This is a genomic window from uncultured Aliivibrio sp., from assembly GCF_946479765.1.
In the GTDB taxonomy this organism is placed as follows: Bacteria; Pseudomonadota; Gammaproteobacteria; order Enterobacterales; family Vibrionaceae; genus Aliivibrio.
In genome coordinates this window covers 32,993-46,355 of the sequence record NZ_CAMLHO010000032.1, presented here as the reverse complement: position 1 = coordinate 46,355, position 13,363 = coordinate 32,993, and the positions used below count along the sequence as shown (strand labels likewise).

Annotated in this window: 16 protein-coding genes and 1 pseudogene; 8 read left to right on the top strand and 9 right to left on the bottom strand. The window is 35.6% G+C overall.

Going from position 1 to position 13,363, the window contains the following annotated elements; genetic code table 11:
• Positions 1-106: 106 nt before the first annotated feature.
• Both Q1K78_RS12525 and Q1K78_RS12520 read right to left on the bottom strand, forming a co-directional pair.
• Positions 107-255 (bottom strand): annotated as a pseudogene (locus tag Q1K78_RS12525) (IS3 family transposase); the annotation flags it as partial.
• Positions 256-390: 135 nt separating this feature from the next.
• Entirely contained in the window at positions 391-873 is a 483-nt protein-coding gene (locus Q1K78_RS12520; protein WP_300179179.1) for a GNAT family N-acetyltransferase, read from the bottom strand.
• Between the two features lie 315 nt (positions 874-1,188).
• Between Q1K78_RS12520 and Q1K78_RS12515 the strand changes: the two genes are divergently transcribed.
• The gene (locus Q1K78_RS12515; RefSeq protein WP_300179176.1) at positions 1,189-3,543 is read left to right on the top strand and encodes an AAA family ATPase; all 2,355 of its coding nucleotides are present in this window, start codon (positions 1,189-1,191) and stop codon (positions 3,541-3,543) included.
• A 1-nt stretch (position 3,544) separates the two neighbouring features.
• On the top strand, positions 3,545-4,420 hold the full coding sequence (locus Q1K78_RS12510) for a mechanosensitive ion channel domain-containing protein (protein ID WP_300179173.1): 876 nt from the start codon (positions 3,545-3,547) through the stop codon (positions 4,418-4,420).
• Positions 4,421-4,673: 253 nt separating this feature from the next.
• On the opposite strand, the gene Q1K78_RS12505 is transcribed toward Q1K78_RS12510, so the two are convergent.
• Entirely contained in the window at positions 4,674-4,973 is a 300-nt protein-coding gene (locus tag Q1K78_RS12505; protein ID WP_300179170.1) for a hypothetical protein, read from the bottom strand.
• Positions 4,974-5,540: 567 nt separating this feature from the next.
• Here Q1K78_RS12505 and Q1K78_RS12500 point away from each other — a divergent pair.
• Positions 5,541-6,035: a hypothetical protein gene (locus Q1K78_RS12500; RefSeq protein ID WP_300179167.1), complete on the top strand. Its 495-nt coding sequence runs from the start codon at positions 5,541-5,543 to the stop codon at positions 6,033-6,035.
• A gap of 20 nt (positions 6,036-6,055) precedes the next feature.
• On the opposite strand, the gene Q1K78_RS12495 is transcribed toward Q1K78_RS12500, so the two are convergent.
• The 3 genes from Q1K78_RS12495 to Q1K78_RS12485 all read right to left on the bottom strand — a co-directional run bounded on the left by Q1K78_RS12495 (position 6,056) and on the right by Q1K78_RS12485 (position 6,746).
• The gene (locus tag Q1K78_RS12495; RefSeq protein WP_300179164.1) at positions 6,056-6,232 is read right to left on the bottom strand and encodes a hypothetical protein; all 177 of its coding nucleotides are present in this window, start codon (positions 6,230-6,232) and stop codon (positions 6,056-6,058) included.
• A 30-nt stretch (positions 6,233-6,262) separates the two neighbouring features.
• Positions 6,263-6,520 (bottom strand): phage regulatory CII family protein, encoded by a 258-nt coding sequence (locus Q1K78_RS12490; RefSeq protein WP_300179161.1) that lies wholly within the window; start codon positions 6,518-6,520, stop codon positions 6,263-6,265.
• Positions 6,521-6,581: 61 nt separating this feature from the next.
• Positions 6,582-6,746 carry a hypothetical protein gene (locus tag Q1K78_RS12485; protein ID WP_300179158.1) on the bottom strand — a complete coding sequence of 55 codons (165 nt, stop codon included), beginning with the start codon at positions 6,744-6,746 and terminating at the stop codon, positions 6,582-6,584.
• Between the two features lie 10 nt (positions 6,747-6,756).
• Here Q1K78_RS12485 and Q1K78_RS12480 point away from each other — a divergent pair, with 10 nt between their 5' ends.
• The 4 genes from Q1K78_RS12480 to Q1K78_RS12465 all read left to right on the top strand — a co-directional run bounded on the left by Q1K78_RS12480 (position 6,757) and on the right by Q1K78_RS12465 (position 11,145).
• Positions 6,757-7,164 (top strand): transcriptional regulator, encoded by a 408-nt coding sequence (locus Q1K78_RS12480; protein WP_300179155.1) that lies wholly within the window; start codon positions 6,757-6,759, stop codon positions 7,162-7,164.
• 26 nt (positions 7,165-7,190) lie between these two features.
• Positions 7,191-7,493 carry a CU044_2847 family protein gene (locus Q1K78_RS12475; protein WP_300179152.1) on the top strand — a complete coding sequence of 101 codons (303 nt, stop codon included), beginning with the start codon at positions 7,191-7,193 and terminating at the stop codon, positions 7,491-7,493.
• Positions 7,490-10,165, top strand: coding sequence for a serine protease (locus Q1K78_RS12470; RefSeq protein ID WP_300179150.1), 2,676 nt, complete (start codon positions 7,490-7,492; stop codon positions 10,163-10,165). Before Q1K78_RS12475 ends, Q1K78_RS12470 begins: the two co-directional genes overlap by 4 nt.
• A gap of 83 nt (positions 10,166-10,248) precedes the next feature.
• Positions 10,249-11,145, top strand: coding sequence for a site-specific integrase (locus tag Q1K78_RS12465; RefSeq protein ID WP_300179148.1), 897 nt, complete (start codon positions 10,249-10,251; stop codon positions 11,143-11,145).
• 15 nt (positions 11,146-11,160) lie between these two features.
• On the opposite strand, the gene Q1K78_RS12460 is transcribed toward Q1K78_RS12465, so the two are convergent.
• Positions 11,161-11,601, bottom strand: a complete 441-nt coding sequence (locus tag Q1K78_RS12460) for a YcgN family cysteine cluster protein (RefSeq protein ID WP_300179145.1) — start codon at positions 11,599-11,601, stop codon at positions 11,161-11,163.
• A 151-nt stretch (positions 11,602-11,752) separates the two neighbouring features.
• Between Q1K78_RS12460 and Q1K78_RS12455 the strand changes: the two genes are divergently transcribed.
• On the top strand, positions 11,753-12,004 hold the full coding sequence (locus Q1K78_RS12455; protein WP_300179142.1) for a YkgJ family cysteine cluster protein: 252 nt from the start codon (positions 11,753-11,755) through the stop codon (positions 12,002-12,004).
• 16 nt (positions 12,005-12,020) lie between these two features.
• Here Q1K78_RS12455 and Q1K78_RS12450 read toward each other — a convergent pair whose 3' ends face one another.
• On the bottom strand, positions 12,021-12,251 hold the full coding sequence (locus tag Q1K78_RS12450) for a TIGR02647 family protein (protein ID WP_300179139.1): 231 nt from the start codon (positions 12,249-12,251) through the stop codon (positions 12,021-12,023).
• Positions 12,252-12,399: 148 nt separating this feature from the next.
• Positions 12,400-13,287: a Tim44 domain-containing protein gene (locus tag Q1K78_RS12445; protein WP_300179136.1), complete on the bottom strand. Its 888-nt coding sequence runs from the start codon at positions 13,285-13,287 to the stop codon at positions 12,400-12,402.
• Between the last annotated feature and the right edge of the window lie 76 nt (positions 13,288-13,363).

The following is a 13,363-nucleotide window of genomic DNA, read 5'->3' as shown; positions in this document are numbered from 1 at the left end:
CTTCCAGTATCTATTTACGGAATTACCTAAACGTGATCCAACCGATGATATGTCGTATCTTATGCTGTGGATCAATGACAGGAGTATTACCATTCCTCTCAGAGAGATATTGTCGCTTCCAGCGAAAAATAGCCGATAAAGAAGCCCCCCTGATATATCTTGGATCTGTTGATTTGAATAGCTATTTTCAACCATCATGCGAGTATATTCTAGTTTTTGTTCGTTGGAATAGTTCATTCGTTCTTTACGTTTCATAACATACCTCATAATAATATTATAAGGCTTAAATAATCTCCAGTGTCATCGTACCATTGCACTATTAATAGGGTTCCTCCACCACATTCTAAGCCCTAGCAGAAATACAGGGGCTTTTTTATATCTGCTAAATACTTACAATGCCTTAAGCATCCACACATCACAACCATTATGTACTGTGCCATCAATCGGTTTCAATAATCGCTCAAAACCAAGATCGTCATATAAATGAATGGCTGACTTCATAGTTGATAACGTATCTAAGTAACACTTCGTGTAGCCAAAATTAACAGCGTGTTTTAGTACTTTCTGTGCAATAGTCTTACCAAAACCTCTGCCTCGTGCTTCAGGCAATAAAAACAGTTTACGCAATTCACAAACAGAGTTACTGCCATTAAACGGTGCCAAACCACAACCACCAACCACTCTGCCATCAAGTAATAATATAAGATATTTGCTCTTAAATGCCGGATTGTAGTATTTACTCATTTCCAACACCTCATCGTCCGACGGACCAAAGCCTTCGCCCACAGCTCCAAATTCAACACCTACATTTTTAATGATGTAGCAGATATCATTATCGTGATCACTAGTAATATCCACAATTCGATATTCCATATCCCTAGCCTCCATTTATTCCCTTACTCCATTATAGAAAAACAAATTGAACTAAATGTCGTAGATATTACAGAGTGAGCACTTCATACAAATATTGATCACAGAGACAAATATTTACTTTATGCCAATAAATTGACCACGCAATGTAATTTATTACCGGAAAAAACCACAAAACTACGAGATTTACTTCCAAATTAATGTGTTTTCTAAAAAAGACTATAAATTGCTACCCAGACTACATTTCTAACCACTCGACACATTTCCACTTATAAACACCCACTTTTAATTTTACCTATTGAGACCTTTCTGTCGCCTATGAATAACGTCGTTAATCGTTTTCTTTTAGTATTAGTTCTATTCTGCTCATCCTCAGTATTTGCTGAATGGGGAGTAAATACCTATAACTTAGTATCTATATCTGAATCTGCTCAAGGTATTGCCACTGATATAACGCAGCTCCCAGAACAACATTTCTTTTCAAATCAAGAATACGGACAAGTCAAAAGACTTTTGTCCCGTACTTTGTTGGAGCAAAAGAAACAAGTTCAAGTATTAGAAGATTCTTTAGCACATTATCAAGATATTGCCACAGATAAAGCATGGGCGAACGTTGAAAAAAACCATCGCTCATTGACTTCTTTAAATACAAGTAAAGAGTTGCTTCTGCACCTAACAGAAACAAGAAATCGAGATCAATTAACGGGGTTTGGTCCTCGAGGTGTCACTCAATTTTACGCCGAATTAACGATCACTAAACTTAATATTAGATATTATATCTATTATCAAATTCGTAGTTTTAAGAAATTACTCAATGATCTTGCTATATCACCAGTGCCAGTGATCAGTGTAATACTCAAAGTATTAGGTATCTTCTTTGTGTTTAATTGGTGGATGCGAAACAGTGACCGTCTCATTCATGATTTTAAAACATCAAAACTAAAGAGTACTTCGAACCCTAGTTTATTAATCCGTACTATTTGGTATTGCAGCCGCGCACATAAAGCCATCGCATATTTACTATTAATCACTGCAACATTACGTATTATTTCCACGCTACCAAGCTTGCAGCATTTAATCTTTCTAGAAATATTTACCTGGTGGATACTTGGTGGCTCTATTGCGGTCAGTTTCATTTTGGAATTTGCTTATAGAAACAGCAAACATAATAAAAAAGAAACCATCGCTCTACGACTTTCAACCATTCGTCGATACATTTGGGGGATAATTGTTGCGGGCGTAATTTTACAGATTTCATCAAGAACTTTAGGCCAAGGGACGATTTATGCTTGGATTAACTCTGTTGTTTATCTATTTTTTGTCTTATTGACCGTCATTACGCTCAAACGATGGAATCACACCATTTTTATTCGTATAGAACAGTTAGAAACTCATCCATTATCCGTTCAATGGGCAATTAGAAATAAAAACACCTTCTTAATGTCTATTGCTGCTACCGCGTGCGGTTCTGTATGGCTGCTTGGTAGAACAATTCAACACCAAGTAATTTCGATGCTTTCTCAATACGCGGCCTTTAGTCATGTACTCGCTTACCTCTTTAGAATAGAAGTAGCGAAACAAACAGAGGTCTCACGTGAACAATCAAACCTAGTCCGCATAAAGGGAGATAATGCATTTGATTATATTGCTCCTGGCTCAGAAGACTCTGAATTACTTGAAGAATATGCGGAAGAAGAAATTACGTCATTATCTCGCTACTTACTCACAGACAGTCCAGCGGTATGTGTACTCTCTGGCGAACGAGGTATTGGTACAACAACCGTGTTAAACCGTATTTTAAGCAAAGCAAAAAACGTAATCCCACTCTATATCAACTGCCCTTATGGTGGCTACAGTGCGCTATTGCCTGAGTTTTCAACATTATTAGGATTAGAGGAAGATGCAACAGAGAGAGATATCCTACAACATCTAAGAAACAGTAATGAATGCTACCTGATTGCTTTTGATAATACGCAACGCTTAGTCAAACCAAAAGTGAATGGATTAGTCGATTTAATGAAACTAACAAATTTACTTAGACGTGCGAGAAAAAGCCATCGTGTCGTATTGTCTATTGATAAATCAAGTTGGCGTTTTATAGATCGTGCCCGTGGGGAGCGACTATTATTCGATCTTGTTACTTTTATGCCTAAGTGGAATGAAAAACAAATTGGTCACCTCTTGGATTCTCGTATCATTGAAAATAATGGTAATAGCTCAATTTCATTTGATGGATTGATCCTGCCAAGACAGTGGGATGAAGATACCTTAACTGATGAAGAGCGCGCTAAAAATGGATTCTATCGTATTTTGTGGGACTATTCTGATGGCAACCCTACTGTTGCCTTACGCTTCTTTAGACTTTCTTTATACAAAGATAAAGAAACCGATACGGTATTAGTTCGTTTATTTAAGGCTCCTCAATCTGATGATCTAGAAACAATGCCAAAGCCTATGCTTGCTGTATTACGCTCGATCGTACAGCTTGAAGTGGCTTCACCTGTCGATCTTTGTGATTGTAGTCGACTCAGCATTGCTGAAGTTATCAGTACATTACGCTACTTCCAAAGTCGTGGTTATATTGAGTGGAATGATGAAAAAGCACGCATATCAGATCATTGGTATCGTCATATTACTAACGCTCTTCACCGTCAACATTTATTGGTAAAATAATATGATCCGTTTATTAATACTTTGTTTATCTCTATTTTCAGGTAGTTCTGCACTTGCAGAAGATCCTCAATCTATCGATAACTTACAACAATTTACTAGCCTAATCCGTTGGAGTGGTGTTGTTTTCTCCTTTTTTATTATTTTAGGCGCATGGCTTTTCTTACGATTTATTCAATCTATTGTCGATGGCGTAAGTAGTCAGTTTGCACAACGCCGAATGTTGATGCAAAAGCTACAATCCTTCTTTCAATTTTTCATTTACATGTCAACGGCTGTTGCCATATTCATGCTCAGCTTTCGAGTTGATGAACGTGTGCTTGCATTGATTGGCGGTACGATTGCAGTTTCCGTCGGTTTTGCATTAAAAGATCTTACCGCCTCTTTTATCGCAGGGTTAACCGTCATGATCGACCGACCATTCCAAGTCGGAGACCGAGTCACATTTGAAGGGCATTATGGCGATATCATCACCATTGGTTTACGATCTGTCCGAATGCAAACTCTTAATGATGATATTATTACTATACCGAACAATAAATTTCTAAATGAAGTCGTTGTGAGTGGTAACTATGGTGGGCTTGATATGCAGGTCGTGATCCCTTTCTATATCGGCATGGATCAAGACATCAATAAAGCGCGAGATATCATTCAAGAAGCCGCATCTTCAAGTCGCTATATCCATTTACCTAAACCGGTAGTGGTATTAGTAAAACAAACGATTACAGATAATTATTTATCGATTCAATTAACCTGTAAAGCGTATGTTGTTGATATTAAACTTGAGAAGTTATTTGAAACAGATATTACCTTACGAGTAATGCAAGAATTTAGAAAAGAAGCGATAAATCCACCAACGATTTCAATTCAAAGTAAATAATACGCCTTTGTCTTACTTAAAAAAATAGGTAGAGAACCTGTCTCTACCTATTTGATTCCAATAAGCGAATGACTAAATCACCCCTAACTCACGCAAACGCTCCATTAAGTAGCTGTTTGCTGTGTGACACTCAGACAACACAACTATTCCGTGCGACAACAGTGAAGTTTTAATAAATAGAATTGATGAAGGGATATTACCTCGCTATCGATGGACAATAGCGGGCAATTTTTAAAATTTTGAAGGGATAGAGTTACCTTGGTAGCGGCTCTAATATTCCATTTCGAACTAAACCACGGCGAACATTTTTGCATAGTTTGGCAAAGCTTTCGATCTCAGAGAAATTGGGCGTTTCTCCACGTTGAACGTAAGATTCCCAATACAGTAATTCACCTTCCACTAATTCAATCAATTTACGTGGGCAACCAACACAGGTATCACCACATATTTGAGCTTCAGGCGCATCAAATGGGAAATCAGCTTTCACCAATTCAATGATGTTAAGCATCGCAGTTTTACAATCAGGTTTTTGTGTTTTTGGTTTATTAGTCATACACATTATCTATTGGGGTGATTTGTAATGTGATCACATTGAACACATAAATAAAATTCAATATTTAACAACAAGTTAAGAGCCCCCTATATATAAAGTGGCGACACTCATAAATTACATTCTTTTTTTGCCAAAGCCAACTCAAGGAAAGCTACTGATAGTTAGAAAGTTATTTCCGACATAAAAAAAGGCCGCTAAATTTAGCGACCTTTAATATACTTTGTCTAGTGTGAACCCCGTATGACTTATTAGAGCGTTACTCATTTAAAAATAAAATTGTAATACAATAATTAAGCAGAATGTTAATTTCACTTAACTTTCACCAAGTTCTCGTTGTGAATCTTTTCAGATGTTGGTAACACAACCGCGCACGTGAGGAGCATTGACTCAACTTGCTCTTATCTCACCTCATCTTCTTCACCAGACACCTTTAATATAAATGCTTTAAGGTCGATTTGTCAACCAATATCCATCAATATAGAAAGGTTTACTTAGACAGAACGATCTAATCTAGCGTACTATTCTACAATCAAATCAACCCTAATAGCCAACTAAGAACAATAATAAATGTCAGCACTTATTTTCGCAGAACTTGGCACCAATAAAGATGATTTTATTACTGTTGATGGCGAGATCAATTGGGCAACTCTCCCTGCCTATACTTTACCTAAACAAAATGCTGATATGCCTATTCGTCTACGTGTCGGTGACCAAAGCTTTGGGGAAAATCATATTTACCAAGGACATAAAGCTTGGTTGGATAAACTCAGACGCTCAGCACGAGAATTGATTTGGGAAAAGCTCAGCCTACAAGGCGGAAAGTTCTATAAAGGAAAGAAAGGTAAAAGAGGCCAAAAAAGAACTAACTTTTACGTTAACCTTAGCCCTAACTGTGTACTTGTTCTAGAACTTCAGCAAGATCGTACAACTATCCCTCCTACCCCTTTTTATAGTGTAGTGACCATGTATCAAGATCGTCCAAAGAAAGATGATAGCCCTATTGGTACTTACAGCTCAGAATTTAAAAATCCAAATGCCAAACGTGCTCTTCGAAAAGGCTAATACTTAAGATTCATAGGTATTCACGTTATTTTATAACTCCCTGCTGAATCACCTTTGGTCACAAATCCTTTTTCTTTTAGTTCTTTTAGTAATTCTACTTTTGTTGCTTCTGTACTTAATGCCATATTACTTACCTGAAAATACGGTGATTGAGCCATCCATATGGGGTTTACCTGTAAACGGATAGATACTTTCACAAGTGATAACCCCTGCTCCACCGTTTAGTTTTATAGTTTGTCATTTAAGCCAATCACAATATCTCGCAGTTGGCCGATAATTTGAGTTTGGTTACCACCATTAACCAAGTGCAAGTTTAATAATGAGCCTAACGTTAATTTGTGCGGTTGAGATGGGTTTAACTTATTGCAAAGCATTGTTGGGTTAATTCCGCAATCTTTAGCAATCTGTTGTACGTTCTCTGAATTAGAGAATGCACAACAAGACTCGTTAAATGCGTTTTGTTTAGACTCACGTAAAGTGCACATTTAGTTGTTTACGTTCATATCTAATACTCAGTTAAAGAAAAAGACGAAAATGAAACACCACTTACACTTGTTGCAGTGCAGCGCGTTCGAAAACCTTAACTAAATAGATAAGAATGGAATTTTTCTCACCACGTTTTGGAAGGACTGGAATGTCTCCCGCCGCAATTGCACGGTCTAGACCATCCAGTACGTCGTAAAAATTCTTTTTTTGTGCAAAAAGGCGCATCAACCGCTATTTGAAGACTCGCCATAAATGGTATCCTATTAAATTCATAACTCTAGGTGAAGGTGAAGCATTTGAAAATAACGTGGCTACTGTTCCAAGCCTGAAAGTATCCAAGTTAGTTGATGGCGCATTATTAGATAATGGGAAAATTAATCTTGATGAAGAGGCGCTTGAACGCTTTGGATTAACACCATTAAATACTCAAATCATTGAAGATGATTCAGGTATGTATTACATCAATAAAGAATCAATAGACACTGTATCTGGTGATTACCTACTAGATGTTGATGGGCGTTTATCAATAAACAACCTTCAGCGTTTACCTGGTAAAAAATTGGCTATTGCCTTTGGCAGCTCAACGATTGAAGTCTCAGAAGAAGATGTAGGCCGAGTGGCGATGGAAATGAAAAAGAAATAATATTTTTAATTGGCTAGGAATAAAAAATGAATCAAGTTATAAAATTAAACGATGGCATTGAAGTAGAAATAGAGTTAAACGATAACGATGTAATGGAAATATCGCATAACTCTACTATTGACTCATCAATAGATAAGATTGAACACCTTTTAAATCGAGTTATAGAACCAATAAATAATGCATACTTAAATCTAAAAGATAATATTACAATAGAATCAGCTAAGGTTAATGTTGGTATTAAATTTGGTGCTAGCGGAAATGTTTTTGTTGCCAAAAGTAGTGCTGAAGCAAACATTTCAGTAGAATTAACAATAAAGGCTAAAAAATGAATCATTCAATTTTAAAGATACATAACACTATTAATGATAAATTTGGTACTGGCTTTGTTATAGGAAAAGATAGTAATGGTGTTTTTATTCTTACTTGTGGTCATGTCATTAATGGTGTTGAAGAACAATTACTTGTTGATGGAAAAGCAGCAAAAACAATACAAAATAATTATAGTAGTGGCTTAGATTTAGCAGTTGTATATGTTGAAAATTTAGACTTAAAAGTATTTACTTTCTCTAACCCTATTGAAAATACTGGTTACTCTGTTATTGGGTTTACAAAACTTGGAAAAGATATAAAAAAAGAAGAAATAAATCATATTAGAATTAAAAAAGATATTGAAATAGAAAAATTCGATCATAATATAAAAATAAATCATATCAAAATACACACTAATGATGAAATTTCATCTGGATATAGTGGCTCGCCACTTATTTGTATGAATACAAATACTGTTATCGGTATTGTAAACATTAAAAATGGCCCATCGGTGAATTATGCCATATCAAACATACATATTAATGAAGTATTTAGCATCGATATCAATGAAATAGAAACACCATTGAAGCATTCAGTACAATCTCAATTATCTTCTGAAGAATCTTATTATATATCAAAGGAGTTAGAAAATAGTTTTAATTCATCGCTAAGTTGTTATTCAAAACAAAATAAAACATGGATAGAACCAAAATTATTCAGCAATGAAGAATTACCTACTATTTCCCCTTGTAGAGGAACTATGACCGAAGTAAAAGATATTATATCTTCCCCTTCTTCAATGGTAATTCAATCAAGGCAACAATTTGGATTAACCTCTTTAGCTAAATATTTAGTTAAAAAAGCATGGGAATATAAAGATAGATCTTTTTGGTTATATCTAGACGTCAATGATATAAACCGACACAAAAAAAGCACAGAGAAATACATTAATAGACAACTAGCCTCATTAAAACTAACTAAAAGTGATGTTGAATGTGTAATTATTGATGAGGTATCTTTAAATATCCTTGATATTGATAAAATCATAAAAGTTATAAATGATATTTTTATTGATAAATCAATTATACTAATGCTTTCTAAAGCTGATAACCCCATCGAGCATGGTTCAATAGATTTCAATAAAATTCGCCACTTTAAAGAAAATCACTTATGGTCTTTAACTCAAAATGATATTAGACAGATAGTACAAGCTTATAATTCAAATAATAAATTTATTGCTAGCGATGACATCGTTATCAATAGATTAACCAAGGATCTAGAGGTATTAAATATTCCAAGAACACCATTAAACTGTTTAACTTTTTTGAAAATATATGAATTTGAATTTGATGAAAGTCCTGTAAATAGAACAGAAATGATCAAAAGAGTTTTATTTTTATTATTTAATGTTGACAATATACCAAAATATAAAACAAGACCTGATTTAAAAGATGTTGAATATATTCTTGGTTATTTTTGTGAAAACATCATACGAACTCATGAATATAATTTTTCTAGAGACACATTTTTAAATGACATGTCTTTATTCTGTAAAGATAGTGAAATCGATTTAGATATAAATGTTATTTTCGATATTTTATATTCAAACAATATAATTATACAACGAAATAATATGTTCTGTTTCAAATTTACATACTGGGTATTTTATTTTTCTGCACATAGAATGCTTCATAATGAAGATTTTTGTAAATTTATATTAAATAATTTAAATTACATCACCTACCCTGAAATAATAGAATACTACACTGGAATAGATAGAAATAGAGAAAATGCTCTAAGAGTTTTGATTTCTGATTTAAAAAAAACTAAAAGTATTGTAAATGACAAATGTAATTTACCTGATAATTTTAATATTTATAATTTAATGCATTGGACTCCATCAGAAAAATCTCTTGAACACGTACAACAAGTTTTAACTTCAGGAGCTATGGGGTCAAAGCTACCTGATGAAATTAAAGATAGCTATGCAGACCAAAGTTATAATCACGCAAGACCATTATCTCAAAATGTAAATAAAATTCTGGAAGAGTACTCATTATTACGATTGATGAAATGTATGCAATCCTCCTCGAAGGCATTAAGAAATAGTGACTACGCTACACCAAAATTACGCCATGAATTACTAACTGAGATACTAAATAGTTGGGTATTATTAATAAATGTATTAATAATATTTGCTCCTTCTATGTCGCAGTCCAAAAGAATTATGGTAGATGGTGCTTGTTTTGCTTTAGGTGATGATTTTACTGGTACAGTAAAAGAAATTTTCGGACGACTTTTACCAGAGATACCATCAAATGTTGTAAGTTGGTTTCAAGACGACATATTCTCACAAAAAATGGGAAGCTTACTTTATAAAAATGCATTAAAACACGATGATGATTTAATAATTCATACATTAGCTTTATTAATTATTAGAAAACGTCCAAATAACTGGGAAGAGCACATATCTCAATATATTGATAAATTAAATAAAAACTCTTATTATTTATTATCTATTTTTGAAGAATTAAATGAACAGTATCAATATAGTTTTACTTCTACAGAAAACCTAGAAAACATGGCGATACTGATAAAAAAATCAATGGCAAAGCATAAAGGCATAAAATCCGTTGGTAAAAAGATATTAGCAAAAATATCTGATTCAATTTTGCCTGATCGTATAGAGTAAATATCAATTTATATTTAAGAAAATATTGATTTTACTTAGCCACTTGATACTGTATATAAAAACAGTATCAAGTGAGCTTTTTTATGGCTGTAAGAAACTTAAAAGATGGTAATAAATTACCTTGGCTTTGTGAGTTCTACCCACAAGGCCGTAAGGGAAAACGCATTCGTAAGCGCTTCGCCACCAAAGGTGAAGCGCTTGCTTTTGAAAAATACACAATGCAAGAAGTTGAAGATAAACCATGGCTTGGTGAAAAAGTAGAGCAACGCAGTTTATTGGATATGGTTACTCTATGGCACAACCGCCACGGCATTTCACTTACTCACGCAAAATACACCTATCGAAAACTGCAGGTAATTGTTCTTGGTATGAGTGATCCACTTTATACAAAATTCACAGGAAAGATGTTCACTGAGTATAGAACGGCTCGTTTAGCTGGTGATATTGCCGATTTGAATAATCGTAAAGTGGCTGTTTCTTTTCGTACCTGCAACATTGAGCAAGATTTACTAAATGCGGTAATTGCCGAGCTTATTCGCATGGAAGAATGGAAAGCCCCAAATCCATTAAGCTCTGTTCGTCAATTTAAGCTACATGAAGAAGAAATGCAGTTTCTTACTCTTGATGAGATCAAAACACTGCTTAGCGCAGCAGCTCAACATCAACACCAAGATATTTTAAAGGTAGTAAAAGTGAGCCTTGCCACTGGTGGCCGATTTTTAGAAATAGCTAACCTAAAAGGCTCTCAACTGAGTAAATATAAAATTACGTATACAAAGACGAAAGGAAAGAAAAACCGCACAGTACCGATTAGTGAAGCGCTTTATGATGAGATTTACAAGGAAGATGCTGTAACTAGAATCCCCTATTCCACCTATAAAAATGTCGCCATTTTTAGTGACTACAAAGTGGCGACAGACATTCATAATATAGAGTTATATAGAGGGTTATTGATTAAGCAGGAAAACATAACCCTCTGAAAACCCTTGATTTACTTAATTTCTATTTGGATGATTCGTAATATGATCTTCCCAATTCTTCACATCAATCGCATAAACAACCTTGTTTCTTACGCTTTCGCCAGCAGCGTGCATCGCTGATTTAGACCCAGTGATCAATGGGTGCCATTCTGGGATCGGATTGCCTTCTGCCAATAAGCGATACGCACAAGTAACTGGTAGCCAGTTAAATTCAGCTATGTTTTCACGACTCAGTTTTAGACAGTTTTCACCCGAAGTAAAACGCTTAGCGTAATCTTTACATGAACACGTTTTGCTGTTCAGCCAGCTACATGCCACGTTGGTGTAGTAAACTTCATCAGTATCTTCATCCATTAATTTGTGTAAACAGCACTTACCACAGCCATCACAAAGAGATTCCCACTCTTGCTCTGTCATTTCTTCTAATTTTTTTTGTTGCCAAAATTGCTCTGTCATTGCTTTACACTCGTTATGGGAAGAGGCGGTTTTATACCCATCTTGAGCTAAAAGTGCAAGTGGTTTACTGTTTAGTACCTGAGTTCTTTTGACCTGAAAGGGGAAGAGTGCTATTTTGCGCATCCTTTAATTGATGCAATGAGATAGATGTATGGAATGTAGATTATATTGCGGTGCTTGCTGCATAGCCCCAAGTATTACTTCATTTATTCCGGGAATGCCTGATGGAAAACCTGCAGGTGTACGTTGTGTTCAATTGAACGATGAGAATCTGTGTAAGCTATTCGGTAAGGCAGAACGCCCAAAGGTATGTCATCAATTTAAAGCCTGCCCTGATGTATGCGGAGCAACACCAGAACAAGCAATTCAAACCATCACTGAGCTTGAGTCAATGACGCTATAATATTTACAGAAGAATATTACGATAATACGCGAACTACGTTTTGCACTTGCTCTGAAATCTCAGTACCGTGGCTTGTTAAATAACCACCGTCTTTTTGTGAAACCAATCCTTTACTGAAAAGACGCTTCATTGCTTCGATTGCTTCGGGTGCTGCGTCTGAATGAATTTTTAAACCCGCTTGAGTGCTTTCTAGTGGAAATTGCTTGAGAAGGTTCATTTCTTCGATAATATCTTTATTAAATGGCATAATTTTATCTCTCTTATTTTGTTAACTGGATTCAGCATAGACTGTCTTTAATAGATTAAAACAGAGCTAGATCACACCTATAAAAAATCCCCATAGGATTACTCTCTATGAGGATGTTTTTTAATCAACTTGTTCGCATTTAAGACAATTAAGCTTGAATACCAATAATCAACCATGGCGCATCAGGTTGTGTAAGGTCACGCTCTAAGTGCCAGATGTCGGTAATTGCTTCTTCAACACCTTCAACTGAATCGCGGTAACGACCAGAGAACTGTAAGCTTAGCTGTGCGCTGCTTGCTGTATGATCAGCACGAACCACTTCGGCATCAACAAACATTACGTCTGTATGTTGCTCACCTTCAATATTTGCACGCTCTTGAACCAAATCATTGTATAGACTGATTGATACGTACTCTTGAATTGTTTCAAGTTGGTTATGGTTCCAAGCACCTTGTAAAATACGGTAATGCTCGCGAGAACCATTGATGAAACCTTGTAGATCAAAACCCGGTGGGTAGTTATGCGGGATCTCATCAGCGCTAGGTGAACCAAAGCCGCCTATCGCTTGTGGTTGCGCTTGATCGCCTTGGAAGTACTGTTGGTTATCACGGAAGCTTGGTTGCTCGTCTTGAGACGCTTGTGGACCAGCATATGCGGTCCCTTGCCTCTGATTGAGACTGCCTGCTTTCGATGCCATAAACATACGGAAAAGCTTGAACAGAACAAACGCAACACCAGCCATGATGATGATATCCATAAACTGGATACCTTCAAAGCCGCCGCCGCCAAGGACTGATGCTAAAAGACCACCAACAAGAAGACCACCAAGTAATCCACCTATTAAGCCTTTTTTGCTTGATGCACCTTTGGCTGTATCTTGTTTACCAATCGTATTTGTATTTTGTTGTTTTGGCGCAGGCGCTGTTTTAAAGCTCTTGCCAAATGATTTACCACCACCGAATTTTTTTGCTTCTGCGTGAGGTGCAGAAAAAACAAAAACAAACATTAGGGCAGCAATAGATAAAAGACGTTTCATTGTCAGTTCCTTTACTTATATTAAAATAATTTGATGTGATAATAGCCTGCATCGCTACATATTGGGAGCATTAAAA